22 protein-coding genes, 4 tRNA genes and 1 other annotated feature are annotated in these 26837 nt (G+C 45.0%); of the genes, 11 read left to right on the top strand and 15 right to left on the bottom strand.

The genetic code is table 11. The features are described 5' to 3' along the window. Positions 1 to 92: 92 nt before the first annotated feature. On the bottom strand, positions 93 to 1331 hold the full coding sequence (locus tag AB4517_RS18340) for a CinA family nicotinamide mononucleotide deamidase-related protein (RefSeq protein ID WP_017069172.1): 1239 nt from the start codon (positions 1329 to 1331) through the stop codon (positions 93 to 95). Positions 1332 to 1541: 210 nt separating this feature from the next. Here AB4517_RS18340 and AB4517_RS18335 point away from each other — a divergent pair, with 210 nt between their 5' ends. Together AB4517_RS18335 and AB4517_RS18330 are read left to right on the top strand one after the other, a co-directional pair. Beyond that, positions 1542 to 2450: a DUF3943 domain-containing protein gene (locus AB4517_RS18335; RefSeq protein WP_372149111.1), complete on the top strand. Its 909-nt coding sequence runs from the start codon at positions 1542 to 1544 to the stop codon at positions 2448 to 2450. 267 nt (positions 2451 to 2717) lie between these two features. Beyond that, positions 2718 to 3230 (top strand): glycine cleavage system protein R, encoded by a 513-nt coding sequence (locus AB4517_RS18330; RefSeq protein WP_017061000.1) that lies wholly within the window; start codon positions 2718 to 2720, stop codon positions 3228 to 3230. A 73-nt stretch (positions 3231 to 3303) separates the two neighbouring features. Here the strand turns inward: AB4517_RS18330 and nspC are convergent, their stop codons facing one another. From nspC to uvrY, 10 genes are all read right to left on the bottom strand, one after another. Further along, a complete protein-coding gene (gene nspC, locus AB4517_RS18325) occupies positions 3304 to 4443 on the bottom strand; it encodes a carboxynorspermidine decarboxylase (protein ID WP_017063550.1) in 1140 nt (379 codons plus the stop codon). Positions 4444 to 4642: 199 nt separating this feature from the next. After that, positions 4643 to 5896, bottom strand: coding sequence for a carboxynorspermidine synthase (locus AB4517_RS18320; protein ID WP_017061002.1), 1254 nt, complete (start codon positions 5894 to 5896; stop codon positions 4643 to 4645). An 8-nt stretch (positions 5897 to 5904) separates the two neighbouring features. Continuing rightward, positions 5905 to 8844 (bottom strand): pyridoxal phosphate-dependent class III aminotransferase, encoded by a 2940-nt coding sequence (locus AB4517_RS18315; RefSeq protein WP_372149109.1) that lies wholly within the window; start codon positions 8842 to 8844, stop codon positions 5905 to 5907. A gap of 860 nt (positions 8845 to 9704) precedes the next feature. Next, positions 9705 to 9780, bottom strand: a tRNA-Gly gene (locus tag AB4517_RS18310). 32 nt (positions 9781 to 9812) lie between these two features. Next, positions 9813 to 9899, bottom strand: a tRNA-Leu gene (locus tag AB4517_RS18305). A gap of 80 nt (positions 9900 to 9979) precedes the next feature. After that, a tRNA-Gly gene (locus tag AB4517_RS18300) sits at positions 9980 to 10055 on the bottom strand. Positions 10056 to 10091: 36 nt separating this feature from the next. Next, positions 10092 to 10165, bottom strand: a tRNA-Cys gene (locus AB4517_RS18295). Positions 10166 to 10431: 266 nt separating this feature from the next. Beyond that, positions 10432 to 10989, bottom strand: a complete 558-nt coding sequence (gene pgsA / locus AB4517_RS18290; RefSeq protein ID WP_017061490.1) for a CDP-diacylglycerol--glycerol-3-phosphate 3-phosphatidyltransferase — start codon at positions 10987 to 10989, stop codon at positions 10432 to 10434. A gap of 46 nt (positions 10990 to 11035) precedes the next feature. Further along, positions 11036 to 12868, bottom strand: a complete 1833-nt coding sequence (gene uvrC / locus AB4517_RS18285; RefSeq protein WP_029235668.1) for an excinuclease ABC subunit UvrC — start codon at positions 12866 to 12868, stop codon at positions 11036 to 11038. Between the two features lie 15 nt (positions 12869 to 12883). Then, on the bottom strand, positions 12884 to 13528 hold the full coding sequence (gene uvrY, locus AB4517_RS18280) for a UvrY/SirA/GacA family response regulator transcription factor (RefSeq protein ID WP_004729778.1): 645 nt from the start codon (positions 13526 to 13528) through the stop codon (positions 12884 to 12886). 426 nt (positions 13529 to 13954) lie between these two features. On the opposite strand from uvrY, the gene AB4517_RS18275 reads away from it, so the two are divergent. Beyond that, a complete protein-coding gene (locus tag AB4517_RS18275) occupies positions 13955 to 16318 on the top strand; it encodes a DNA polymerase II (protein WP_372149106.1) in 2364 nt (787 codons plus the stop codon). 94 nt (positions 16319 to 16412) lie between these two features. Here the strand turns inward: AB4517_RS18275 and AB4517_RS18270 are convergent, their stop codons facing one another. Then, on the bottom strand, positions 16413 to 17180 hold the full coding sequence (locus AB4517_RS18270; RefSeq protein WP_017061494.1) for a hypothetical protein: 768 nt from the start codon (positions 17178 to 17180) through the stop codon (positions 16413 to 16415). A gap of 137 nt (positions 17181 to 17317) precedes the next feature. Here AB4517_RS18270 and yeiP point away from each other — a divergent pair, with 137 nt between their 5' ends. From yeiP to AB4517_RS18255, 3 genes are all read left to right on the top strand, one after another. Further along, positions 17318 to 17887, top strand: a complete 570-nt coding sequence (yeiP, locus tag AB4517_RS18265; RefSeq protein WP_017055115.1) for an elongation factor P-like protein YeiP — start codon at positions 17318 to 17320, stop codon at positions 17885 to 17887. 10 nt (positions 17888 to 17897) lie between these two features. Further along, positions 17898 to 18227: an HI1450 family dsDNA-mimic protein gene (locus AB4517_RS18260; RefSeq protein ID WP_004741258.1), complete on the top strand. Its 330-nt coding sequence runs from the start codon at positions 17898 to 17900 to the stop codon at positions 18225 to 18227. 147 nt (positions 18228 to 18374) lie between these two features. Continuing rightward, positions 18375 to 18857 carry an RNA methyltransferase gene (locus AB4517_RS18255; RefSeq protein ID WP_017061495.1) on the top strand — a complete coding sequence of 161 codons (483 nt, stop codon included), beginning with the start codon at positions 18375 to 18377 and terminating at the stop codon, positions 18855 to 18857. A gap of 187 nt (positions 18858 to 19044) precedes the next feature. On the opposite strand, the gene rluB is transcribed toward AB4517_RS18255, so the two are convergent. From rluB to rnm, 3 genes are all read right to left on the bottom strand, one after another. Next, positions 19045 to 20079 (bottom strand): 23S rRNA pseudouridine(2605) synthase RluB, encoded by a 1035-nt coding sequence (gene rluB / locus AB4517_RS18250; protein WP_017055112.1) that lies wholly within the window; start codon positions 20077 to 20079, stop codon positions 19045 to 19047. A 159-nt stretch (positions 20080 to 20238) separates the two neighbouring features. Then, positions 20239 to 20859, bottom strand: coding sequence for an L-threonylcarbamoyladenylate synthase (locus AB4517_RS18245; RefSeq protein ID WP_009848751.1), 621 nt, complete (start codon positions 20857 to 20859; stop codon positions 20239 to 20241). A gap of 62 nt (positions 20860 to 20921) precedes the next feature. Continuing rightward, positions 20922 to 21776, bottom strand: a complete 855-nt coding sequence (gene rnm, locus AB4517_RS18240; protein WP_017061496.1) for an RNase RNM — start codon at positions 21774 to 21776, stop codon at positions 20922 to 20924. A 120-nt stretch (positions 21777 to 21896) separates the two neighbouring features. Here rnm and AB4517_RS18235 point away from each other — a divergent pair, with 120 nt between their 5' ends. The 5 genes from AB4517_RS18235 to trpCF form a co-directional block, all read left to right on the top strand. Continuing rightward, positions 21897 to 22022 (top strand): trp operon leader peptide, encoded by a 126-nt coding sequence (locus AB4517_RS18235; protein ID WP_009848753.1) that lies wholly within the window; start codon positions 21897 to 21899, stop codon positions 22020 to 22022. Then, positions 21969 to 22083: a sequence feature (Trp leader region), on the top strand. Its footprint overlaps the gene before it by 54 nt. A gap of 125 nt (positions 22084 to 22208) precedes the next feature. Next, positions 22209 to 23816, top strand: a complete 1608-nt coding sequence (locus AB4517_RS18230; protein ID WP_017070758.1) for an anthranilate synthase component 1 — start codon at positions 22209 to 22211, stop codon at positions 23814 to 23816. Positions 23817 to 23818: 2 nt separating this feature from the next. Beyond that, positions 23819 to 24427, top strand: coding sequence for an aminodeoxychorismate/anthranilate synthase component II (locus AB4517_RS18225; RefSeq protein WP_017063544.1), 609 nt, complete (start codon positions 23819 to 23821; stop codon positions 24425 to 24427). 9 nt (positions 24428 to 24436) lie between these two features. Beyond that, a complete protein-coding gene (gene trpD, locus AB4517_RS18220; RefSeq protein WP_372149104.1) occupies positions 24437 to 25432 on the top strand; it encodes an anthranilate phosphoribosyltransferase in 996 nt (331 codons plus the stop codon). A gap of 25 nt (positions 25433 to 25457) precedes the next feature. Further along, the coding region (gene trpCF, locus AB4517_RS18215; RefSeq protein ID WP_372149101.1) for a bifunctional indole-3-glycerol-phosphate synthase TrpC/phosphoribosylanthranilate isomerase TrpF at positions 25458 to 26837 on the top strand (1380 nt) is incomplete at its 3' end.

Genomic DNA, 26837 nt, shown 5'->3' with positions numbered 1-26837 from the left:
CACCTATTTAGATGTTGGGCCTTTTTATTTCGTTTTTTCTAGCGTTTTTAATACAGACTTAGCGAGTTCGCTTACATCGTTAGCTTACATAGCTACTTAATGATAGCCGCTGGAATAAACATGTCTTTTAATCGCTTAACCGAAGAATAAGTACCAAACATCGGTTTGTTATCTAAATGCCTTCTCAGCATATCGGCGGCAACGGTCTTAATCACGTTGCGTTGGTCTTCACGCGAGTACTGACGATAAAACTCAAGTACCTGCCCCCACTCGCCTGCTTCAGTCGACAATGCAACGCTGAATGTGTTGCCTTCCAGCTTACCAGTCACCAAAGCCAATTCAGTTCCGCACTTATCTCTTGTTGCTCCAGCCAGCGCAAAGGTCGCGGCTAATGGATCGCTCTTTTCAAGTTCGCTCTCTTTTGGCTCAGCCATCACCCATGAGTGTCCGAAGCAATCTTCTATCTGCTCATTCAATTGCAGCCACGCTGACAGTGAACCTTTGGTCGACACTTCAGACACAGATAACGTCTTCTTTTTTTCCGCCATGATGTGTCCAATATGGTCAATCATCGGCTCATCAACACTAACGACATTACTCTCTAGCAGCTTGTAAACCATCTGCAGAAGCTTAACGCGAGTTTCTAAGTCTGCCTTAGGACCAAACAGTTTGACCTCAATGAACGGCAGATAAGAGCGATAACCAAGTTCATAACCTTCTGGCAGCTTTAGTTGATCCAAAACATCAGAGATACCGGACTCAGACAAACCAAACGTAAACAGTCGACTGCATTCAGAGGCAACCACTTGAGGGTAGGTACACGACAAGTCAGGAAGAATCTCAAACGTCACCATGCGCTTGAATTCACTTGGTACACCCGGCGTGAAATAGAAAGTCGCATCGTTAATTTTCAGTTTGAAGCCACAAGCCGTCCCCACAGGGTTATCGACAATCTCTGAACTCGCAGGTAACAAAGCTTGTTTAAGGTTGCTGTCTGGCATTGGCATGCCACGTCCAGAGAACATCTCTTCCATACGAGCAAGCCATTCAGGGAACATGACGAGTTTCTGCTCGGAAGCAGCTGCAGCGGCGGCAGCACTCATATCATCGGTTGTCGGGCCTAAACCACCATTAACGATAACCACATCATAGTTAAAGCTCAGCATCAGCAATTCTTCAACAAGAGCATTCATTTGATCACCCACAGTTGAGCGCTTAGCAAGCGCAAAACCATGCTGATAAAACTCAGCAGACATCCAAGCTGCGTTTGTATCTACAATGTCTCCATGAAGAACTTCTTCACCTGTGCTTAACATTGCGATTTTCGTCATATTTCTATCCCTTGTTGTCATAAAAAGACACTGCATTATTTACAAACTGGTCTATGGTTGAATTTGGAGCAATTCGCCTTTTCACTAATATTAATAATGTTAAACCTAAGGTTTTCTTAGGAAAAGCTATAAATTATTAGTTCCCTAAATCAGGCATTTAATAGATAATTGTGATCCTGATCAATTCCAAACTTTCTCATGGAGACCCTTGTGGCCAAATCACCGTTACTAGCAAAGGTTACTGCCGCATTTTCAATGCTAATGTCAGTTAACTCGGTTGCAAGCCAATACGACTTCGACCAGCCAATCAACCTTTCTTACTCGGATGAATGTGCTCAAGATTACTGTTTTAATGACAACTTGTACACCTACAAGCCTAGTACCAATTACGCACTGAGCGAATTGAGTGATGAGTACGACTTCTCAATCCAACAACCAAAACACATGTTGGTGAGTCAGGAGAAAGATTGGGATTACCTAATGGGTCAAACCTACACCATTCTTGGCTTGAGTGTCGCGACAGTGGGTCTAATGACTCTGCTCCCTGAAAGTATTACTAAGTGGGATGATGACCAACGTGATATCAGCTCATTAGGTAAAAAGTGGAAAGATAACGTTTCTGCTGGTCCAACATGGGACCGTGACGAACACTTCCTAAACTACGTAATGCACCCATATTTCGGTGGTGTTTACTACACCGCAGCTCGACACGCAGGTTACGACGAGTTTGAGTCATTCTTATACTCTTGGACTATGTCGACGTTCTTCTGGGAATACGGCGTAGAAGCGTTTGCAGAAGTACCTTCATGGCAAGATCTCTTCATCACACCTTTCTTCGGTGCGGTTGTCGGTGAAATGATGCTAGAAGCAGAGCAGGATATCATTGCTTCAGGTGGCGAAGTGATGGGCTCTCAAACCATGGGTGATGTGTCGCTATTCTTCCTTAACCCTGTTGGACACATTCACTACTGGGTAAGTGACGCATGGGGCGGTGATGCAGAAGTTAACCTGAATACTAACCCTTGGTGGGATAACCAAGACGCTGCACGTTTTGCTTACGATGCTGGCGCACCATACGACTCTCAGTTTGTTGGTATGAACTTCAAAGTAACGTTCTAATTCGTCTCTAGTACTACTCAATATAAGTTATTGAATATAAGTTGCTGAATCATCAATCACAGTGACAACTCTTCTAAAAAGCGGCTCTCTAGCCGCTTTTTTTGTGCCCTACTCTTCATTCTCTTTTTTTGCATCGAAGCTTAGTTTCAAAAATTGACCTAGGTCAAACATTGTTCGATGTAACCTTCTACACTGAAATTAAAGAACTTTATCGCGTGATATCAAACATTTAATTAGCAAAGAATAATTGAAACCTTGGGGGCTGATATGAACAGTACATTTATCGTAAACTTTATCGGAAAAGCATCACCAGCAACAATCAAACAGCTTGCTGCGGTTACTCACGAAAACGACGGCAAATGGCTCATCAGTAAAGTGAACTTTATTGAAGACCAAGTCGCAGGCGTACTAAAGGTTCAACTTCCAGCCATCAACGAATCGATTGTAAAAGAAGCGTTCAGCGCCAATCCAGATCTCATCGTGCAGTTTGTCGATTCCGATCATACACACAATGTTCAAGACACGGTCCATCACTTGAGACTCGACTCTAACGACCGAGCAGGTATCGTCAACGAAGTGACTCATGTATTGGATAGACAAGGAATCAGTATTCTCGATATGGATTGTCACCGCGTCTTTATCGCTGGTGGCGGCGGTGTTAGCTCAAGTCTATTCACATCAAAAATCGCCGTTAAGCTGCCAATCGAAGTACAGATCGACGACGTAGTTAATGAACTCGAAACGCTCAGTGAAGATACTCGTGTGATGATTGAAAGCTAAATAAACAAAATTAAAGAACAAAAAAGAGCAGCTCATTAGCTGCTCTTTGTATTGCTCTGAACTTGTGATTCAGTTACTTAACTGACCATTGTGATAATGAGCGTTTGAAGTCTTCATAGCCGAATTCATTTAGCTTCTGAACTTCACCACTGCTACGTTCACAGTAGATTGAAGGCATTTTAAGGCCATTGAACCAGTTCAATTTCACCATTGTGTAACCCGCGCTGTCTAACAGATGCAGCTTTTGACCAATCTTAAGTGGCTCATCAAAGCTCGCTTCGCAGAACTGATCGCCCGCAAGACATGAACACGAACCAATCACGTAGTCATGGCTGCCTGTTTCTGATGCTTCCAATACTGATGCGGGCTCATTGTAGATAAGCGTGTCAAGGCGGTGCGCCTCAGTCGCTGAATCCACAATCGCTGTTTTCTTCACGTTCTCAACAATATCGACCACTGTCACAACTAGGTCGGTTGTTTTAGTGATGATCGCTTCACCCGGCTCAAGATACATCTGCACACCGTGCTTTTCAGAGAAGGCTTTCAGCGCAAGACCGAGTTTTTCGATGTCATAGCCAGGCCATGTGAAGAACACACCTCCGCCCATGCTCACCCAGTCCAACTTATCTAAGTGCTCACCAAACTGTTCTGAGATTGAATCAAGCAGGCCGATAAACGCATCGACGTCTTTGTTCTCACAGTTCATGTGGAACATCACACCATTAATCTCATCGAAAATTTCTGGTTTGATGTGGTCAGCTTGCACGCCCAAACGCGAGAATTGACGTGCTGGATTCGCCAAGTCTTGCCCTGCGTAGCTCACGCCCGGATTTAAACGTAAACCCAGTGAAGCTTTACCTTCAACAATATGACGGTAAGCAGCAAGTTGGCTTTGAGAGTTGAAGATCATCTTGTCGCAGATGTCAGCAACCTCTCTCACGTCATCTTCACTGTAGCCCACACTGTAAGCATGAGTTTCACCGCCAAAAGTTTCGTGACCTAATTTCACTTCATAAGGGCCAGAACTAGTAGTACCGTCTAGGTACGGTTTGATGATGTCAAACACGCCCCAAGTCGAGAAGCACTTAAGCGCAAGTACCAATTTCACACCTGAAATCTCTTTCAGTTGCTTGGCTTTTTCTAAGTTCGCAATCAACTTGTCTTCGTTGATCATGAAATATGGGGTTTTTAGTTCTTCTTTCTTAAACGTCATTTTTGTAAACACTCAAGCAGCATCTATAGATGGAAAGGTAAATTAACAATTTTGGTGTGATTTATTTTGATTTTGTCCTGTCCGAGCACAGTGAGTTACAAAATCAAAATAAATGATACCAAAGCTTCAAGGCTATCATCATCGAAAAGGGAACAATCCATGTCCCCTTTAATTAGCAATCAAAACAAGAAATCAGTTCTTATTTTTTCAGCTCATGAATCACTGGAAGACCTTGGCCTGCTTCAAGCTCTTGAACATGCCAATCTAGACCAATTTCCGGCATAGTTGCTAGGAACGGATCTGGATTTAGCTGTTCCATGTTGAACACGCCTTTATCAGCCCATTCGCCACGGAAGAACTGAAGTGCAGCGGTAATCGCTGGAACACCAGTTGTGTAAGAGATCGCTTGGTGCTCTACGTCTTCGTAAGCCACTTCGTGGTCTGCGTTATTGTAGATGAATACGCTACGCTCTTTACCATCTTTCTTACCTTGAACCCAAGTACCGATACACGTTAAACCAGTGTAACCCGGAGCTAGAGATGTTGGATCCGGTAGTAGTGCTTTAAGAACATGCAGAGGCTGAACCACAGTACCATCGTGCAGTGTTAGCGGATCTGGGCTAAGAAGACCGATATCACGCATGCAGTTGAAGTAGTTCAAGTATGCATCACCAAAGCCCATCCAAAATTCGATACGCTTAGCTGGGATGAACTCTTTCATTGAACGAACTTCATCGTGCGCCATTGAGTAAACTTTGTGAGAACCACAGTTCGGGAATTCAAACTCAAGCATACGAGAGTGACAAGGTACTTGTTTCCACTCTTCATTTTCCCAGTAGAAAGAATCGCCTTGGATCTCAAGCATGTTGGTTTCTGGGTCAAAGTTTGTCGCAAACTTCTTGCCGTGGTCACCAGCATTCACATCCATTACATCAATTGAGTCAATCTCATCGAACAAGTGCTTAACCGCGTATGCAGCAAAGATTGATACCACACCTGGATCGAAACCAGCACCAAGAATACCTGTGATGCCTGCTTCAGCGAACTTCTCACGGTAGCCCCACTGCCAATCGTAAGCTTGTGGTACTTGTTGGCCTTCAGAACATAGGTCAACCGCTACCGATGTATCTAAATAAGAAACTTTAGATTGGTAACATGCTTCCATGATTGCCATGTTTACCCAAGGAGGACCAGCGTTGATCACTAGATCCGGCTGAACTTCTTTAATCAAAGCAACAAGCGCATCAACATCATCAGCGTCTACTGAACGTGCTTCTAGTTTCTTAGTTGAATCTTTAAGGTTGTTTTTGCCCTTGATAGATTCGATGATTTTTTCACACTTCGCGATTGTGCGAGAAGCGATTGTGATATCACCCAGTACTTCGTTATTTTGTGCTGCTTTGTGTGCAACAACCCAACCAACGCCGCCTGCACCAATTTGTAGAATAGCCATAGTATTAATTACCCTTGTTGTTCTGCTAGCTCAGTGGCTAGAGTTTGAATTTTGTTAATTAGAGATTTGAAATCTGATGTCTTTAGGCACGGATTCAAGATAGTGAATTTAAGCGCACTCTTACCATCCACGACCGTTTCACCGAGTACTGCAACACCACGAGTCAGCGCTTCCAGTCTTAGCGTTTGATTCAATTTGTCTAAATCTAGCTCGCCGTTTGCTGACGGCTTAGATCGGAACAGCACTGTTGATAGTGACGGCTCTGCGAGTAGCTCTAAGTCAGCTTGGTTTTGAATCAGGTCTGCCACTTCTAGCGTTTGCTCAAGAAGATGGTCGTACATATCACCCAACTGCTTTGGTCCAACGCTTTGCATCGTCATGAAGACTTTCAATGCATCGAAACGCTTGGTGGTCGCAATAGACTTATCGACTAGATTTGGCAGTTCATCGTGTTCGCGGTTTAGGTAATCTGCGTGATGTAGAAGGTACTTAAAGTTCGCTTTGTCTTTGAGCAACACCGCACCACAGCTGATTGTTTGATAGAACAATTTGTGGAAATCGACGCTCACTGAGTCTGCTTTTTCGATGCCTTGTAGACGAGCTTTATGGCTACTTAAAATAAGTGCGCCACCGTATGCACTGTCGACATGGAACCAAAGATCTTGCTGACTTGCGATTTCTGCAATCGCATCAAGGTCATCGATAGCACCATGATCGGTTGTGCCCGCAGTACCAATCACAGCAAAAGGAATCAGACCTTGTGCTTTCAGTGCTTTCACTTCTGCGTCTAGCAAGTCAGGCTTGATAGTGCCGTTTGCATTGGTATCAACACAGCACACTGCCGCTTCGCCTAGCCCTAGTAGAGAGGCTGACTTTTGAACCGTGAAGTGAGATTTCTTTGAACATAAGATACGCAGTTTGCTCGCGTATTCTGGTAAGCCAAGCTTTTGGATAGAATGACCATTGTGCTTATCCGCAACCCAGTCTCTCGCAAGAAATAAACCCATTAGGTTACTTTGCGTGCCTCCGCTAGTGAAAACACCGTCAGCTTGTGCGCCAAGTTGGTATTTGTCACACATCCAATCCACAACGCGCTGCTCAACATAAGTCGCAGCCGATGCTTGGTCCCATGAATCCATTGATTGATTCAACGCCGCGATAATCGATTCCGCTGCTACCGAAGCCATAAGAGGAGGAGTGTGAAGGTGTGCAATGCAATCTGGGTGTTGCACGAAGATGGAGTTTGCAGCGACAAGGTCTGCAGTACTATCTACAACATCAACCAAAGCGTGTTGATTGTTATCAAGGTCGACAGCATTGATAGCTGCTTCTAGCACTTTTGGATCTAAACCCGAATAAGGGGTTTCAACCTGTTCAAAAACCGCTTTCATCGCTTGAGTGGTTTGGTTCATCACGTTAGCAAATTCGTCGCTACCGCCTAAACCTGTATGGATGAAATGCTTGTTCCATTCTTGGTTTGCTTGTTCGCTTGAAGCTGGGTCTTGTTGTAAGCCACCACCAGCTGCGATGATCGCTTCTTCCATTACGCGGAGTGCAAAGTCAATCTGCTCAAAAGAGATAATCATTGGCGGAAGGAAACGAATTACCGAGCCATCACGACCACCCTTTTCAACCATCAAGCCACGCTCTAACGCTGCTCGTTGAATCGCTAGGGTTAGTTCGCCGTCTGATTGTGGTTCGCCAAACTTGTTAAGCTCACCATTTGGTTGTTTGATCTCAGCACCGAGCATCAGGCCTTTACCACGAACTTCAGCAATACAGCTAACGCGTGATTGAATCTTCTCAAGCCCGTGACGTAAATATTGGCCTGCGATGTTCGCGTGCTCAACTAAGCCATCTCGTTCGATGATCTCCAACGCCTTAGCGCCAGAGACCATTGCTAATTGGTTACCACGGAATGTACCGGTGTGCTCACCCGCTTTCCATGTATCAATGCTCTTATCGAACACAAGCAGCGACATAGGCAGTCCGCCACCAATCGCTTTAGATAAACATAAGATATCTGGATTAACACCAGACTCTTCAAACGCAAATCGATGGCCAGTTTTGCCCACACCACACTGAATCTCATCAAAAATCAGTAGGATGCCGTGCTCATCACAGATGCGACGTAGGCCTTGTAACCAAGATGCTGGAGCAGGAATCACACCGCCCTCACCTTGCACAGGCTCAACGATCATCGCCGCCGGTTTCATGATGCCAGACTCGTCATCATTCAACATACGTTCGATGTAACGAATGCTCGCGTTAGCACCCGCTTCACCACCAATACCAAACGGGCAGCGTAGGTTGTATGGGAAAGGCATGAAGTGCACATCAGACATCAAGCCGCTACGACGCTCTTTAGTGCCGAGGTTACCCATCATACCCATGGTGCCGTTCGTCATACCATGGTAAGCACCACGGAAAGCAAACATGGTGTTGCGACCTGTGGTTTGCTTGGCGAGCTTGATCGCCGCTTCCACAGCGTCAGCGCCAGATGGGCCACAGAATTGAAGAACCGAGTTATTTGAAAAGTCTTGAGGAAGAAAAGCTTTAACTCGCTTGATAAACGTCTCTTTTGCTTGAGTCGTGATATCAAGTGTTTGGTATGGCAAACCAGAATCGAGTTGGTCTTTAAGTGCTTGGTTAATCTCAGGGTGGTTGTAACCCAGAGAAAGTGTACCTGCACCGGCTAAGCAATCGAGAAAGAGTTGGCCACGAGTATCTTCAACTAAAGCGCCACATGCTCGTTTAATAGCAATAGGCAGGCGTCTTGGGTAAGAGCGAACATCCGACTCATGCTGTTCTTGCTCTAGCAAAATAGCGTCAGGTGTTAGGTCGTACGTTCCCTCTAAGATAGGAACCATAGTTGAAAATGAATTTGCGATAGTATTGATATCGACTTCAAAGGCGGTAGTCATAAAAGTCCCCTTGAATGTGTTCATACTCACCTCCATCAGACGCAATTACCCACCAACTCTCGTTAAATTTGGAGAGAGTTCATAGTGAAGTACACGTATTGTCTAGAAATGAGATATAGCTGTACGCTCGCATAAGTCAAATGACGAATACGAAATTAAGCCGTCTTAAGACAGCGATAAATTGTTAGCGTGAGCTCAAGGTTCAGTAATGCTACTGTTTTGAAGAATTGGACATTTTTGCAGGATCGGGCAGCTATGAGGAGCTGGTCCCTTTGGAAATGCAGAGCTGATTAGCAATGTTGTAATTAGTGTGTTCAATGTTGGGTTTCCCATTAACATGACGAACTGCGCCATAAGTATCCCGTCTATCAGCTAAAGGACTAGCCAATACCTACCCTACGTAATGTCCCAATCAGCAAGAATGGTCACTACGCGTATCCCCCAGAAGCAATCGTTGCTCTTCTTGAACATTTTCATTCCGAGATTGCGCGGGAAAGTAACATAAAGTGAAATGAACGATCAATAGTTTTTAATAATAGCCTGATAAATAGCAGTGGTGGCTAAGCAATTGCTGAAAATATCGTCAGCAATATCGTTTAAGAAAGAGGTCTCCGGTTCATTCGTTCCTCATGCCCGAGGATGACGACACAGGTATATAGGCGGTGTTAGTGATGGCTTGAGGCTGTGCCGCCTTTACATCATTCCCTGGTACGAGGAACGAGTTCATAGGGGATCTCGCATTTAAAAACTAACTTGATTGCAAAATTTGAAACAGAGATAGAAATGAATGTTGAGTGCGGATTCGAACAAGAAGAGTTCTTAAACGTAAAAGCTAAACGTCAGAAACCAAAAAGCCCGAACATTTCTGTTCGGGCTTCTTAATTTGGAGCGATACATCGGGTTCGAACCGATGACCTCAACCTTGGCAAGGTTGCGCTCTACCAACTGAGCTAGTATCGCATTTGCTTTATCGAGATAAAGACTTTAATAGATGGTGCCCCGGGCCGGACTTGAACCGGCACAGCGCGAACGCCGAGGGATTTTAAATCCCTTGTGTCTACCAATTCCACCACCAGGGCACGCAATTCTTTATTGCGATGCCGATTACTGAAAAGTAAAACACCATCTTAATGCTGACGCCAATCAACATTACAAAATTTGGAGCGATACATCGGGTTCGAACCGATGACCTCAACCTTGGCAAGGTTGCGCTCTACCAACTGAGCTAGTATCGCATTTTCATTCAAATTCTTTCTAGAAGAAAGAGAGAATGGAGGCGCCTCCCGGAGTCGAACCGAGGTCCACGGATTTGCAATCCGCTGCATAGCCACTCTGCCAAGGCGCCTTAGTAACTCCAATCGAATCGCTCATTGCCATCCTCTTGGGTACGGGATGCATTCTACGGATTCAGACGATTGAGTCAATATTATTTTTGTATTTTTAATTCGTTTGAATAGATTTCATACGAAACAGGCCAAATAGCTGACTTTATGTTCAAAACACACTGTGAGCGGGTTATTCAAAGGAGATCTATATCACATTAGATATCCACTATTGATAACTTAACCTTAGGTTAAAGATCAAAAAAGCGAGCCTCAGCTCGCTTCTTCATCAATGATGTTTTTCGTCTAACAAATCGTCTTTGGCAGCCATCAAGTATTGTGCCATTGACCAATAAGTAAGAACGGTGGCGACATACAATGCAATGTAACCTACCCACACCATCCAGTCGTCGTATCTCCAGATAAGTACCCAAAGAGCGAACATCTGAGAAACCGTTTTGACTTTACCAACCCAAGATACCGCAACACTTGCGCGTTTACCGATTTCAGCCATCCATTCACGAAGCGCTGAAATGATGATCTCACGAGCAATCATGGTCACGGCTGGAATAGTTATCCAAATAGAGTGGTAATGCTCTGTAATCAGGATAAGAGCCGTAGCGACCAACACTTTGTCAGCCACAGGGTCAATGAAGGCACCGAAGCGAGACGTTTGCCCTAACTTACGAGCTAGCATGCCATCTAGCCAATCAGTGAAACCGGCTACCCAAAACACCATCGCAGCAGCGAAAGGAGCCCATTGATAAGGTAGATAGAAAACGACAACGAATACTGGGATCAAAAATAGTCTCAGTAAGGACAAAATGTTAGGTATATTCAAACGCATATTATTGGGCTCTTATTAATTGCGCTTTAATGGTGCGGGATTTTTACTATTGTTTCAATGCTTGATAAATGTTTTCTGCCAAAGAATGACTAATGCCCGGCACTTTGGCTATTTCTTCGACAGTTGCACGCTTAAGTTCTTGTAAGCCACCCATATATTTCAGCAAAGCTTGACGACGTTTAGGTCCTACCCCTTCAATTCCTTCCAAAGCACTGGTTCTGCGCGTTTTACCACGTTTCGCCCTGTGCCCTGCAATCGCATGATTATGGCTCTCATCACGAATGTGCTGGATAAGATGCAGCGCTGGTGCATCGCTAGGTAAATTAAACTCTTCACCTTCAAGGGTTACCAAAGTTTCTAAACCCGGTTTACGCGTCACGCCTTTCGCAATACCCATCATTCTTGGTCTAAACGGCCAATCACCCCAATATTGAGAAATGATCTCATGAGCGCGGTTTAGCTGACCTTTACCACCATCGATAAAGATGATGTCTGGGATCTTGTCGACATCGAGTTGCTTCGAATAACGTCTCTCAAGCGCCTGAGCCATCGCTGCATAATCATCGCCACCTGTAATGCCGGTGATGTTGTAACGACGGTACTCTGGTTTAACCGGGCCTTCTTGATTGAACACCACACACGACGCAATCGTGCTTTCACCCATGGTATGACTGATATCAAAACATTCCATGCGCTTGATAGCATCCATCGACAGCACTTCTTGGAGCTCTTTGAAGCGCTGATTAATCGTCATCTTGTGATTAATCTTGGTGGTAATAGCCGTCAATGCATTGGTATTAGACAATTTAAGGTAACGACCTCGAGTACCTGAAGGGTTGGTATTGAAGTGAATCTTACGACCCGCTACTTCACACAAGGCTTCTTGAATCGGTGTGACATCTTCCATCAAATCGGCATTGAGAATCAAACGGGTTGGGATGGTTCTCGCTTCACTATGCGCAAGATAGTATTGGCTTAAAAAGCTCGAAAAGACCTCTTCTCGCACCGTATTGTTGGGAATTTTAGGGAAATGGCTTCTACTGCCTAAAACCTTGCCTTGGCGAATCATCAAGATATGAATACACGCTACGCCATTCTCTTGAGCAAATCCCAACACGTCCATATCTTCCATTGAATCGTCAGATACGTATTGTTGTTCTTGCACACGTCGAATCGCTTGGATTTGATCACGGAAAGCGGCAGCTTGTTCAAAACGAAGCTCACGGCTTGCCTTGTCCATTTTGTCGATGAGCGTCTCAAGGACTAATTTGTCTTTCCCTTGCAGGAACAGACGAACGTAGTCGATAAGTTCACTGTACTCTTCATCAGAGATGATTGAGCTAACACATGGCGCAGCACAACGACCAATCTGATACATCAAACACGGGCGCGTTCTATTGGCATAAACCGTATCTTCACACTGGCGGGCAGGGAAAATCTTTTGGATTAGGTGTAGCGTCTCACGCACAGCGCCGGAATCAGGGTAAGGACCAAAGTATTCGCCCTTTTTCTTCTTAGCACCACGGTGCATCGACAAACGAGGATGCTTGTGACCGCTAATAAAAATATAAGGGTACGACTTATCATCACGCAAAAGTACGTTGTATTTAGGCAAGTACTGCTTGATGTAGTTGTGCTCAAGAATGAGCGCTTCTGTTTCCGTGTGCGTTACAGTGACATCGATCTTGTCAATATTACTAACTAGAGCGCGTGTTTTTTCACTGTCGACTTTTTTACGGAAATAACTGGAAAGGCGTTTTTTGAGGTTCTTAGCTTTACCGACGTAAATAACGGCAGCCTCGGCGTTATACATTCGATAAACGCCGGGCTGCTCTGTTACTGTCTTGAGGAATGAGACTGAGTCAAACAAGTTGGTCACTATACGATCTCAGTGTTAAAGGGTCTCAGTGTCTAACATTCCATGTCTAATCGCTAAATGCGTCAGCTCTACATCGCCACTGATATCCAGCTTACTGAACAAGCGGTAGCGGTAACTGTTGACTGTTTTAGGACTTAGATTGAGTTGTTCTGAAATATCCGTCACTTTCTGACCTTTGGTAATCATCATCATGATTTGAAGTTCACGTTCAGATAAGTCTGCGAATGGATTTTCAGACGCAGGCGAGAATTGGCTCAAAGCCATCTGCTGCGCAATTTCTGGTGAAATGTATCGTTGGCCACTATTAACCACTCGAATTGCATTTACCATTTCATCCGGACCTGCCCCTTTAGTAAGGTAACCAGCAGCTCCAGCTTGCATCACTTTAGTTGGAAACGGATTTTCCGTATGAACAGTTAAAACGATGATTTTAACATCAGGGTTGAAACGCAAGATCTTCTTGGTTGCTTCTAAGCCACCAATACCAGGCATATTCATATCCATCAAAATAACGTCAGTATTGTTAGTACGACACCATTTTGCAGCATCTTCACCGCTTTCAGCTTCCCCTGCTACGTTCATTCCACGGACGTCTTCAATAATACGTCGTATCCCTGTGCGAACCAGCTCGTGATCATCTACAAGGAAAACATTTATCAAACTTGTATCTCCACACTATTAATTGGCTCTGCAACCACTGTGTCATTTCATCTGTTTGAAACAATTGAACAAAGGAACAGTGGATCGCAGCATTGAGTACATCTTAACTTAATTACTAAAAAAAAGCTCTGTTGAATATGTGCTGAAACACGAACTTTAGCAAGTACTTATTAACAAATAAGCTAACTAAAACAACAAGCTTTTTCTAAAAATCAACCAGTTAAAACAACACCCAATAAAATTACATAAGATAAAGATATTTTCAATACCATTGAATAACCATTCGCGACAATTTCACTTATTTGCTTATAGAGTCCCGTTATTTGCCTCTACTAACTAGAATTTAGTTAGTATTTTTACTGCCTTTTGTGCGCAGAGGGTCGCTAGATGGTAGTATTCGATTCCCCATTTCAATAGGTTACTACATTGGATATTCAGCAAGGCTTTGTACTCACAAGACAAGCAAGAGATTTTTCAGGGCGCACACAAATCGACTTGTGGTTAAGCACCCCTCAAGGCCCTACTCTGCTGACGATTCAAAATGAAAAACCGGTATTTTTTGTCGCTCAATCTGACGTTGAGGCATGTCAGGCAATCGCAGCGAAAGAGTCGATCGATTGCCAATTTAAGCCTCTAGAATTAGCCACATTCGAGCAAACACCTCTCGCCGCGTGTTACACCTCACTGTCGAGAAGCAGCTTTGGTTTAGCGCAAGCCTTTCACAACGAAGAAATCCAAACCTTTGAAAGCGATATTCGACTCGCCGATCGATTCTTGATGGAACGTTTTATCAAGGGAAGTATTGAGTTCACCGGATCTGCTGTGCAAAAAAATCAGCATCGTCGAGTCTCAAACGCAAAATGCCGAGCAGGTGATTACTTACCCAGTCTATCTGTGGTCTCGCTTGATATTGAGTGTTCGGAAAAAGGCGTGCTTTATTCAATTGGCCTAGACAGCCCGATGGACAGCCAAGTAATCATGGTCGGCGAAGCACAACAAGCTGAAACCAATATCCAATGGGTTGCCAACGAGAAAGCGCTACTTGAAGCCATGATAGCTTGGTTCTCTGAATTTGATCCTGACATCATCATTGGCTGGAATGTTATCGACTTCGATTTTAGGCTGCTGCACAAACGTTCAGAATGGAACGAAGTAAAGCTAAATATCGGTAGAGACAATCAACCAAGCTTTTTCCGTAGCTCTGCACAGAATCAGCAGGGGTTTATCACTATCCCAGGGCGCGTTGTCTTGGATGGTATCGATATGCTTAAAACGGCAACCTACCACTTCCGGTCTTGGTCACTGGAGTCCGTATCGCAAGAGTTACTTGGTGAAGGCAAAGACATCCACAACGTTCATGACCGCATGGATGAGATTAACCGGATGTTTAAGTTCGATAAGCCTTCACTCGCTAAGTACAACCTTCAAGACTGTGTGTTGGTAAACCGAATCTTCGAACATACCCACCTACTCGACTTCGCGATTGAGCGCTCTCGATTAACCGGTGTTGAGCTGGATCGCGTTGGTGGCTCTGTTGCGGCCTTTACTAACTTATATCTGCCTCAAATCCACAGAGCGGGTTATGTCGCACCGAACTTAGAGCCAGAGAATTGGATTGCGAGCCCCGGCGGTTATGTGATGGATTCAATTCCCAATCTGTACGACTCGGTTTTGGTACTCGATTTTAAGAGCCTGTATCCATCGATCATTCGCTCGTTTCTGATTGACCCTATGGGACTAATTGAAGGGTTGAAGCTTGAACTAGGCCCAGCAGAAAACCAAGCCGTTGATGGCTTTCGAGGTGGGCAATTCCACCGCTCTAAACACTTCTTGCCCGAGATGATCGAAAACCTTTGGGCTGCACGTGATGTGGCGAAGAAGAAGAACGAGAAAGCGTTCTCTCAGGCGATTAAGATCATCATGAACTCATTCTATGGTGTGTTAGGTTCGTCTGGTTGTCGTTTCTTCGATACCCGGTTAGCGTCTTCAATTACCATGCGTGGACATGAGATCATGAAGCAAACCAAGGTTCTGATCGAAGACAAAGGCTATCAAGTGATTTACGGCGATACCGATTCAACCTTCGTGTCTCTGAACGGCAGTTATGATCAGCAAAAAGCAGACGAGATCGGGAACACACTGGTCGCTTACATCAACGATTGGTGGACGAATCACTTAAAAGAGACCCACAACCTAACCTCAATACTCGAATTGGAATACGAGACTCACTATCGCAAGTTTCTAATGCCGACCATTAGAGGTTCAGAAACCGGCTCGAAGAAACGTTATGCCGGATTAATCACTCAAGGCGATAAAGAAAAGATCATATTTAAAGGGCTTGAGAGTGCACGCACCGATTGGACACCTCTCGCACAGCAATTCCAACAAACCTTGTATGAGATGGTGTTTCACGATCAAGATCCAACCGACTACGTCAGACAGTTTGTTGATGAAACCTCTGCTGGCAAACATGATGATTTATTGGTGTATCAAAAGCGCTTACGCCGCAAATTACATGAATACCAAAAGAACATTCCGCCGCAGGTTCGCGCAGCTCGTATGGCCGATGAGATCAATGCTCAGTTAGGGCGCCCTCTTCAATACCAAAATAAAGGACGCATTGAGTATTTGATTACTCTGAGTGGCCCTGAGCCCAAGGAGTATTTAAAGAGTGGTATCGATTATCAGCACTATATCGACAAGCAGATTAAACCGGTCGCAGAGGCAATACTGCCCTTCATCGGTTTAGACTTTGAAAGAGTTAGTGGGCAGCAGTTGGGTTTGTTCTAGCACTATATTCAATATGCCTCTTAAAACGAAAAAAGCAGAGATATGTTCTTCAGCACACTCTGCTTTTTAGTATCAATGGATCGGTTATAAATCTCTATCCGATTCTGAACTCGGTTTTCTGATACTGCTTAATCAACCACTCACCAAAGCCATCAAGAATACCGATCACCGAACGTTTAGGGATTGGTCGACCAGAAAGTAAAATGCCCAACCTTTGGATTTCGACTTCTCGATCTGGGTGATACTTCAAGAACTGTTGGCCACATTCAACAGGATCATCGTACCAATATTTATCGCGGTACATCACCAGTGAGTAACTCGCCCGTAGAAGCTTCTTGGCAATAATCACCTGCGCAGCGACTTGTTGTTCTGGCGTTGTCGCTCGTGCGATCTTGTTGCGATACACCGCCAACCAGTTTTCCGCATCCATATTCCAGTGCTTAGCGATTTCCCAACTTGTTTCAAAATCACCATAGCAGTCTGATAAGTCTTCACCATGCACACACACGGCTAAATGCTTGAGCATAAAACCCCAAGTGAAGATATTGTCGAAATCGACTATCTCACTCACTAAGGTAGTTTTTATCGCCACTTGAGTTACCTGCGGGAAGCTCTTTTGGAAACGCCATTTGATGGTGTTCAACAAAGTGGTTCGTTGGTCAGGAAACGGTCGATGGGTCACCACAACCACATCTAGATTGGAGCGACCGAAGACGGCTTGCTTACGAGCCACACTGCCATAAATATAAATACTGTGCAGATTAGATCCTAACCCACCTTTTAGAAAGGTAATCAGATCGTTAACCACAGGTTGAAATTCAGGTTGAAAAGGCTGTGTTGGGTCAATAACGGGTAGCTGCATAGGTCGTTTCGGTAAATAAAATAATGATTTAACTATAACTCTATGATCGCCTAGGTGACTTTATGATTCAAGCTATTCCTATTTATAGCATCTCCGAGATATAATCAGCGGATAGACCCACTAAGGACAAACACAAAATGCCTAGAGCAAGTGAAATTAAAAAAGGTTTTGCTATCACAGTAGAAAGCAAAACAGTGATCGTTAAAGATATCGAAGTAACAACACCAGGCGGCCGTGGCGGCCAAAAGATTTACCGCTTCCGTGGTAACGATGTAGCAACTGGCGTTAAAACTGAAGTTCGCCACAAGGCTGACGAAATTGTTGAAACTATTGACGTAACTAAGCGTGCAGTAATGTTCTCTTACGTTGATGGCAACGAGTACATCTTCATGGACAACGAAGATTACACACAATTCATCTTCAACGGTGAGACTATCGAAGACGAACTACTGTTCATCAACGAAGAAACTCAAGGCATGTACGCGATCCTTATCGACGGCAACGCTGCAACGCTTGAGCTACCAACATCTGTTGAACTAGTTATCGAAGAGACTGATCCTTCAATCAAAGGTGCATCAGCGTCTGCTCGTACTAAGCCTGCTCGTCTTTCTACAGGTCTTACTATTCAAGTACCTGAATACATCGCGACTGGCGACAAAGTAGTAGTAAACACTGCTGAACGTAAATACATGAACCGCGCAAGCTAAGATACTTATTATGACCGAAGCTAACGACCTAATGTCTTATGACGACGCAATTGACACTGCATACGACATCTTCCTAGAGATGGCACCTGACAACCTAGAGCCTGCAGACGTGATTCTTTTCACTGCTCAGTTTGAAGATCGTGGCGCAGCAGAGCTTGTTGAAACTGGCGATGATTGGGTTGAACATGTTGGCTTTGAAGTCGACAAAGAGATCTACGCTGAAGTGCGCATTGGTCTTGTGAATGAAGCTGATGACGTTCTAGACGACGTATTTGCTCGCATGTTAATCAGCCGTGATCCAGAACATAAGTTCTGTCACATGCTGTGGAAACGTGACTAATACCGCTGTTGACGCTCATCAGCATGAGTAAACAAGTATTCATGTAAGCGAGTTAAAAGTTAGCCGAGCCCATTGCTCGGCTATTTTTATCACGCCATTTCTCATCATGATTACTCACTTTCATCATCAACGTTAGATTCACTGATTATGACCAAAGCAAAAACAGACACACAATCAAAAGGCTATGCCTGCATTGGCCTAGTTAACCCAAAGACGCCTGAAAACGTAGGCTCTGTAATGCGAGCTGCTGGCTGCTACGGCGCCAACTCTGTGTTTTACACTGGCACACGCTACGACCATGCGCGAAAATTCCATACCGACACCAAAGAAAAGCACTTAGCCCTGCCTTTGATTGGTGTTGAAGAGCTGAAAGATATTATTCCAGTAGGCTGCGTGCCGGTTGCTGTTGATCTGATTGAAGGTGCTAAGCCTCTACCTGATTACAAGCACCCACCACGCGCGTTTTACATTTTTGGCCCAGAAGATGGCACGCTAAAGAAAGAGATCACAGATTTCTGTCGTGAGACGATTTACGTTCCGACCAACGGCTGCATGAACCTAGCAGCATCAGTGAATGTAGTGCTTTACGACCGATTAGCGAAAGGCGATAACTTCTCGAATCATAAGTAAATAGAACGAGATAAGAGATGCGAAGAGCATGCTTACTGCCGATTATGGCAGTATGTTTTCGATACTCGATTACTCGCATCCCGAATCTTTTATTTCTTCTAGACGTAAAAAAACCTGCTCAATGAGCAGGTTTTTTAGTATTCAGTGCTTTTAGCTAATGAAGCTTTACGCGCAATAAATTACGTAATTACTGACGTGTTCTTGGCTTAGCTGGTTTAGCCGGACGACCGTTGTTCAGTTTAGGCTTACTTTTGTTAGCCTGAGGTTTGCCTTTGTTTGCAGCTGGAGCGCTACGACCTGAATCAGGTGTTGTAGTACCGCGAGTTGCAGGCTTCTTACGCTTAGTTTGGTTGCTACGGCCTTTTGGTGCGTTTGCACGCTCTTCGTGACGCTTAACAGCGCGACGAATTTTTTGGCTACGAGAACGCTCACGCTTACGAGAAGTGTTTGAAGGATCAAGATCCAACAGTGTCTCTTTCTCAGGCTTAAGCTCAACAAGCTCACGCAAGTAGTTAACTTCTTGAAGATCTAGCTCTTTCCAACCGCCACGAGGCAGTTTCTTATCAAGGTAGATATCACCGTAACGTACACGTTTCAGGCGGCTTACTGTTGTTTCTTGTGATTCCCAAAGACGACGAACTTCACGGTTACGACCTTCGTTAATCGCTACATAGAAAGTATGGTTCATACCTTCACCACCAGCGTAAACCACATCTTCAAAACGAGCCATGCCGTCTTCTAGTTGTACGCCACGAGTAACGTTTTTAACTTTCTGCTCAGTCACTTCACCGAATACACGTACTAGGTACTCACGTTCAACCTGACGGCTTGGGTGCATTAGACGGTTTGCAAGCTCACCATCAGTAGTGAAAAGCAAAAGGCCTGATGTGTTTGCATCAAGACGACCAACTGAAATCCAACGAGAACCACGGATCTTAGGTAGACGATCGAAAACAGTACGGCGGCCTTCAGGATCGTGACGAGTACAAAGCTCACCTTCAGGTTTGTAGTAAGCAAGTACACGACAAACCACTTCTTCAGAAGCCTTGCCTGAAACAGTATGGCCATCGATACGGATCACTGAGTTCTCGTCTTCAAGACGCTCGCCCAGTTTCGCAACTTGACCGTTAACACTTACACGACCAGATTTGATTAAACCTTCTAGTTCACGACGAGAACCGTGACCAGCTCGCGCTAAAACCTTCTGTAATTTTTCGCTCATTTACTCTTTTCTACCTAATTGTCGTCTTCACAGACGTCGAATGAATTTTTCGCGACCAAATCGCGGTTGCGTATTATCGCAAATAACCTGCCAAAAAGCACTTGTTATTTACTGTGGCAGGTTTGCTGTATCGTTACAGACTGTTAATCAGTAAAGCGATTATTCAAACGGCGCAGGATCGCCAGCACCACGACGTAGAACCACGGCATCATCGTCACTGAAGTCAATAACCGTCGTCGGTTGCTCACCTAAGTAACCGCCATTCAAAATCACATCAACCGCATGCTCTAGGCTGTCACGAATTTCTTCTGGATCCGACTCCGTAGTCTCGTTACCCGGAAGAATCAGAGACGTCGACATCAGTGGTTCGCCCATCGCTTCCAGCAGGTCGAGTGCAATCTTGTTGTCTGGGACACGAATACCAATCGTTTTACGCTTGGCGTTCATCAAACGCTTTGGCACTTCTTTAGTTGCTTTAAAGATAAACGTGTAAGCACCTGGCGTGTGTGCTTTCAGCAGACGGAAAGCCACGTTATCAACGCGTGCATACAGTGATAACTCAGAAAGATCACGGCATAACAAGGTGAAATTGTGCTTGTCATCGATGCGACGAATTTTACAGATACGTTCAAGTGCTTGTTTGTTTTCAAGCTGACAGCCCAGCGCATAACCGGAATCTGTTGGATAAACCACAACGCCGCCATTGCGAATAATCGCAACCGCTTGAGTAATTAAGCGTGCTTGTGGGTTATCTGGGTGTACATAAAAAAACTGGCTCATTGTTGATCCTCGTTATCGAATCTCTCGACTCTATCATCAGAAGGAGCTGGCTCACCTAAAGACTATTCAGATGGTGAAACCGTTTGAAACTCCCAATCTTTCCATACTTCTTCGACCCCAGAAGGTAGCCAGAGATTGCGTCCAAGTTCCATCCACGGAGATGGGTAATGGAAATCACTGCCTTGGGAGGCTAATAGTTTGTATTGTATAGCATAATCCGCGAGTGTGCGTCTTTCTTGTTGCGCTTGCTGAGGTTGAGCTACTTCCATCGCATCCCCTTTCGCTTCAACAAATGCCGCTAGCAGGCGCTTAACCCACTTGGCTGTAAGTCCATATCGCCCAGGGTGAGCGAGTACGGCTTGTCCACCAGCAGCATGAATAGCCGTGACAGCATCACTCATTGAACACCAAGTTGGCGGCACATAACCTGGGTTATTACGAGTAAGAAACTTTTTAAACACCTGCTGCATAGTTTTCGCATAGCCATTGTCGACTAGCCACTTAGCAAAGTGAGCGCGAGTGATTGGTGCATCACCCGCAATCAATTTAACTTCTTCTAACACCCCTTCACGAGTCGCTTTCTCAAGACGGTGAGCGATCATCTCAGCACGCCCAATACGGTGTTGCTTCTGTTGTTCAATGAGCGCTTTGAGTTCTGGTGACTCAGGATCAACGTTTAACCCAACAATATGGATATCTTTGTTTTGCCAAACAGTCGAAATCTCAATGCCGTTTATCAACTGAATAGGAAGGTTGTTATCCGCAATGTAGCTGCGTGCTTCAGCAAGCCCATCAGTCGTGTCATGATCTGTAATCGCTAGCGCTTCGATGTTAAAGCCAAGCGCTCGGTCAATTAGCTCAGGTGGAGTAAGTCGGCCATCTGAGGCTGTTGTATGACTATGTAGATCAATTCTCATATATTCTTTTTCATTGTTTTCAATTTTTATCGTTATATTTGTGTCAACACACTTGACCCGCAAGCAGAAAACTAGTTAACTAGTACACAAATACGGAGTATCACATTTGATAGGTTCACCATGTTACAAGAATTTAACCAAAACCATAAAGATAAAGTTTTAGAACTTTCTTCAGTAGAAGCAAGTTCAGAGCTTAATTGGTGGCGCACTTGGACAAGTTCTTGGTGGGCTAACGTGTACTTCTAATTAAACAGTTTGTTTATAAAAAAGTTATCACTAAGCCCGCTTTAATAGCGGGCTTTTTAATTTGTCGAACATCTCACATTCAACTGACTAACAAATCATCGAATTGACCATATTCTAGATTGGGTGAAAGGTATCTTTATGCGACTATGTACGGCAGGAAATTTAAAGAATCATAAAGGAGGTCTTGTGAACAAGGCCATTGAAATCAAAAAGCTGGGAACCATTGAGGTCATCAATTCCTCAGTTCCTTACTCGCAAGATCCAACCAGCGTTTTTCATACTTTGTGTGAAAACAAAACTGATAGTCTTTTGTTGGAATCTGCCGAGATTGAATCTAAACAGAACCTGACAAGCCTACTCCTTATCGACTCTGCTGTTCGCATCGTATGTCGCGGACATGAAGTAACCTTTCAAGCATTGACTGAAAACGGTCAAGCGCTTATCGAACATCTCACTCAAAACGTGAAAGCAGAAATTAAATCTGACCTTACTGATAACGTTTTGACGCTGACTTTTATCGAACCAAGCAACGAATTAGACGAAGACTCACGTTTAAGAGAAGCCTCTTCATTCGATGCACTGCGTTTGGTTCAGCACAGCTTTGAGCAAGACGCGGATAACAAACACGCATTATTCATGGCGGGCTTATTCGCTTACGACATCGTGGCAAACTTTGAGCCACTAGGTGATGCTGAAGCAACCAACAATTGTCCTGACTTTGTATTCTACGTAGCTGAAACACTATTGCGTTTCGATCACCAAGAGAACGAAGGCCTACTTCACGCGAGCTTATTTGCTCAAGATGACAACATCAAAGCGCAATTAACTGACCGTCTAGCCGACATTCAAACACAATGTCAGTCACTGAAAGCCATCACGGAAGTTACGCCGTTAGACAACGTTGAAGCAGTACCAAGCGTTTCAGATGAAGACTTCTGCCAAACGGTTCGTGACCTAAAAGAGTACGTAGTAAAAGGCGATGTGTTCCAAGTCGTACCATCACGCCGCTTCACGCTTCCTTGCCCTGCTCCACTGGCTGCTTATAAAGAACTCAAACAAAGTAACCCAAGCCCTTACATGTTCTACATGCAAGACGAGTTGTTTACTCTGTTCGGTGCTTCTCCAGAAAGCGCTCTGAAATACGAGACAGAAACCAACCAAATCGAGATCTACCCGATTGCTGGTACTCGTCGTCGTGGTAAGCGCCCAGACGGTCAAATCGATTTCGACCTAGACAGCCGTATCGAACTTGAACTGCGTACCGACAAAAAAGAAAACGCCGAGCACATGATGCTAGTCGACCTAGCACGTAACGATGTGGCACGTATTGCTGAAGCTGGCACTCGCCACGTAGCAGACTTACTGAAAGTAGACCGCTACAGCCATGTAATGCACTTGGTTTCTCGTGTTGTTGGTCAGCTCCGTGAAGACTTAGATGCTCTGCACGCTTACCAAGCTTGTATGAACATGGGCACGCTAACGGGCGCACCAAAAATCCGCGCAATGCAGCTTATTCGAGACGTAGAAAAAACGCGTCGTGGTAGCTACGGTGGTGCAGTCGGTTATCTAACTGGTGAAGGGACTCTAGATACTTGTATCGTAATTCGCTCTGCTTACGTTGAAGATGGCGTGGCACAAGTACAAGCAGGCGCTGGGGTCGTATTTGACTCAGACCCACAAGCAGAAGCCGATGAAACTCGCGGCAAGGCACAAGCGGTTATCTCAGCGATTCAAGCTGCACACACTAAAAGCGCTGCAGTAAATCAGAACACATCAAACAAGAAGGAGTCGTAATCATGGCTGATATTGTATTCATCGATAACTTCGACTCGTTCACTTACAACCTTGTAGACCAATTTCGTTCATTAGGTCACAGCGTAAAAATTTACCGTAACAACATTCCTGCAAAAGTAGTTGAAGCGGCGATCAACGAACTAGACAACCCTGTTGCACTGCTTTCACCAGGCCCTGGCGCTCCAGCAGATGCGGGCTGTATGCCAGAGCTGATTCAGCTTCTAAAAGGTAAAGTGCCAATGATTGGTATTTGCTTAGGCCACCAAGCGATTGTTGAAGCCTATGGCGGCACCGTTGCAGGCGCTGGCGAAATCATTCATGGTAAGGTGTCGATGATGGAACACCAAAACCATGCGACTTACCAAGGCTTACCTTCGCCATTGGCTATCGCTCGCTACCACTCTTTAGTGGCAACGCATGTATCTGATAGCCTAACGGTGACCGCTGAAGTAGATGATTTGGTGATGTCTGTGGTTCAAGAACAAGACAAGGTGTGTGGATTCCAATTCCACCCTGAATCAATTATGACGACCTACGGTGCAACGCTTCTAGCAAACGCTATCGAATGGGCTCTTGAGAAACCTCTTCGCCTTGAAAAGACTGGAAAATAGGAAACGATCATGGAACAGATTAATAAACTTTACGAACAGCAGTCTCTTACTCAAGAAGAAAGCCAACAATTGTTTGATGTGATCATCAAGGGTGAACTAGACCCAATCTTGATGGCTTCTGCGCTAACTGCACTGAAAATCAAAGGCGAAACGCCCGATGAAATTGCAGGCGCAGCAAAAGCACTACTTGCGAATGCAAACCCGTTCCCGCGCCCTGATTACGATTTCGCAGACATCGTAGGTACAGGTGGCGACGGTCACAACACCATCAATATCTCGACGACTTCTGCATTTGTTGCCGCAGCGTGTGGCTTAAAAGTCGCGAAGCACGGTAACCGCAGCGTATCGAGCAAATCAGGCTCTTCTGACCTACTGGATTCGTTCGGTATTAACCTAGCGATGACAGCTGAAGACACACGTACGGCTGTTGATGAACTTGGCGTAGCATTCCTATTTGCTCCGCAATATCACGTTGGTGTACGTCACGCGATGCCGGTTCGTCAAACAATGAAAACGCGCACTATCTTCAATATTCTTGGCCCACTGATTAACCCTGCTCGCCCTAACATCGAGCTAATGGGTGTTTACAACAAAGAGCTGGTACGCCCTATCGCAGAAACCATGCTGCAAATGGGCATGAAGCGTGCAGCTGTTGTGCACGGTAGCGGCCTAGATGAAGTAGCGATTCACGGCGAGACTATCGTTGCTGAGATTAAAGATGGCAAGATTCACGAGTACACAGTGACTCCGGCTGACTTTGGTTTGAACACTCACCCTCTTGAAGCGATTAAGGGCGGCGAGCCAGAAGAGAACAAAGCCATCACAACTGATATCCTGACGGGTAAAGGCACTGATGCTCAAGTTGGCGCAGTGGCAGTCAACGTAGCTCTGCTGATGCGTCTATTTGGTCACGAAGACCTAAAAGCCAACGCTCAGCAAGCGATTGACGCGATGAACTCTGGCAAAGCGTACGAGCTTGTACATAAGCTTGCTGCACACGCCTAACGAACGACGAATTGAGACAAAGAACATGACACAGACTACCGATAAACTGTCGACCCACGTTTCAGTCAAAGAAGCTGAAATGGCGGAAGTATTAGCAAAAATCGTTCGTGATAAATACCAATGGGTTGAAGCACGTAAGCAGACTCAACCATTAGACGAGTTTAAAGCGTCACTAACTGCAACAGACCGCAGCTTTTATGACGCTCTGAGCGGAGAACAAACGGTTTTCATCACTGAATGTAAAAAGGCCTCTCCGTCAAAAGGTTTAATCCGTGACGAGTTTGACCTCGACTACATTGCTTCTGTTTACAACAACCACGCAAACGCGATTTCTGTGCTGACAGACGAGAAGTACTTCCAAGGTGACTTTGAGTTTTTACCTAAAGTTCGCAGCATTGCTAAGCAGCCTATCCTGTGTAAAGACTTCATGGTTGATACCTACCAAGTGTATCTAGCTCGTCATTACTCAGCTGATGCTATCTTGCTAATGCTATCGGTATTAGATGACGAAGAGTACAAAGCGCTGGCGGAAGTCGCTCACTCACTCAACATGGGTGTATTGACCGAAGTCAGCAACGAAGAAGAGCTTCACCGTGCAGTCGCTCTAAACGCTAAGGTGATCGGCATTAACAACCGTAATCTTCGTGACCTTTCGACTGATTTGAACCGTACTAAAGAGTTGGCGCCGCTGATTCGCGAACTGGCTCCAAACGCAGTTGTGATTTCAGAGTCTGGCATCTACACACATCAACAAGTTCGTGACCTTTCAACGTTTGCAGATGGCTTCCTAATCGGTAGCTCTCTAATGGCAGAGAAGAACCTCGAGCTTGCGGTACGCAAAGTAACACTGGGTGAAAACAAGGTGTGTGGTTTAACTCACTCTGACGATGCAGCAAAGGCTTATCAAGCTGGTGCGGTATTCGGTGGTCTGATATTCGTTGAAGCATCTAAGCGTCATGTGGATATCGAAGCGGCTCGTTTGACTATGAGCGGCGCACCTTTGAACTACGTGGGTGTGTTCCAAAACCACAGCGTTACTGACGTTGCGAAAACGGTTTCTGAGCTAGGCCTGTTCGCTGTGCAATTGCACGGTGATGAGTCTCAAGCGTTTGTCGATGAGCTAAAACAGTCACTACCTGAAAGCGTTGAGATTTGGAAAGCTTACGGTGTTTCTCCCGATGCTGAGAGCTCGCTACCAGAATTACTGGAAAGCAACGTGACTCGTCACCTGCTAGATACTAAAGTGGGTTCTCAAACTGGTGGCACAGGCCAAGTGTTCGATTGGAACCTAATCAACAACCAAAGCGCAATCATGTTGGCGGGTGGCCTAAACCCAGAAAATGCTAACCAAGCCGCTAAGTTGGGTTGCTTAGGATTAGACCTAAACTCTGGCGTTGAATCCGCT

Origin of the sequence: Vibrio sp. 10N.222.52.C3, from assembly GCF_041474195.1 — a bacterium.
GTDB lineage: Bacteria > Pseudomonadota > Gammaproteobacteria > Enterobacterales > Vibrionaceae > Vibrio > Vibrio crassostreae_C.
The sequence above is the reverse complement of the archived record's forward strand: the minus strand, read 5'-3'. Positions and strand labels throughout refer to the sequence as shown.

What these genes read in the sequence shown, in the direction of transcription:
- nspC (WP_017063550.1), bottom strand. Translation starts at nt 4,443, where the DNA reads ATGACGTTTAAGAAAGAAGAACTAAAAACCCCATATTTCATGATCAAC.
- AB4517_RS18225 (WP_017063544.1), top strand. Translation starts at nt 23,819, where the DNA reads ATGGCTGATATTGTATTCATCGATAACTTCGACTCGTTCACTTACAAC.
- AB4517_RS18330 (WP_017061000.1), top strand. Translation starts at nt 2,718, where the DNA reads ATGAACAGTACATTTATCGTAAACTTTATCGGAAAAGCATCACCAGCA.
- rluB (WP_017055112.1), bottom strand. Translation starts at nt 20,079, where the DNA reads ATGAGCGAAAAATTACAGAAGGTTTTAGCGCGAGCTGGTCACGGTTCT.
- AB4517_RS18235 (WP_009848753.1), top strand. Translation starts at nt 21,897, where the DNA reads ATGTTACAAGAATTTAACCAAAACCATAAAGATAAAGTTTTAGAACTT.
- AB4517_RS18320 (WP_017061002.1), bottom strand. Translation starts at nt 5,896, where the DNA reads ATGGCTATTCTACAAATTGGTGCAGGCGGCGTTGGTTGGGTTGTTGCA.
- AB4517_RS18245 (WP_009848751.1), bottom strand. Translation starts at nt 20,859, where the DNA reads ATGAGCCAGTTTTTTTATGTACACCCAGATAACCCACAAGCACGCTTA.
- pgsA (WP_017061490.1), bottom strand. Translation starts at nt 10,989, where the DNA reads ATGCGTTTGAATATACCTAACATTTTGTCCTTACTGAGACTATTTTTG.
- trpD (WP_372149104.1), top strand. Translation starts at nt 24,437, where the DNA reads ATGGAACAGATTAATAAACTTTACGAACAGCAGTCTCTTACTCAAGAA.
- rnm (WP_017061496.1), bottom strand. Translation starts at nt 21,776, where the DNA reads ATGAGAATTGATCTACATAGTCATACAACAGCCTCAGATGGCCGACTT.
- AB4517_RS18255 (WP_017061495.1), top strand. Translation starts at nt 18,375, where the DNA reads ATGACCAAAGCAAAAACAGACACACAATCAAAAGGCTATGCCTGCATT.
- AB4517_RS18315 (WP_372149109.1), bottom strand. Translation starts at nt 8,844, where the DNA reads ATGAACACATTCAAGGGGACTTTTATGACTACCGCCTTTGAAGTCGAT.
- AB4517_RS18260 (WP_004741258.1), top strand. Translation starts at nt 17,898, where the DNA reads ATGACCGAAGCTAACGACCTAATGTCTTATGACGACGCAATTGACACT.
- yeiP (WP_017055115.1), top strand. Translation starts at nt 17,318, where the DNA reads ATGCCTAGAGCAAGTGAAATTAAAAAAGGTTTTGCTATCACAGTAGAA.
- AB4517_RS18270 (WP_017061494.1), bottom strand. Translation starts at nt 17,180, where the DNA reads ATGCAGCTACCCGTTATTGACCCAACACAGCCTTTTCAACCTGAATTT.
- AB4517_RS18340 (WP_017069172.1), bottom strand. Translation starts at nt 1,331, where the DNA reads ATGACGAAAATCGCAATGTTAAGCACAGGTGAAGAAGTTCTTCATGGA.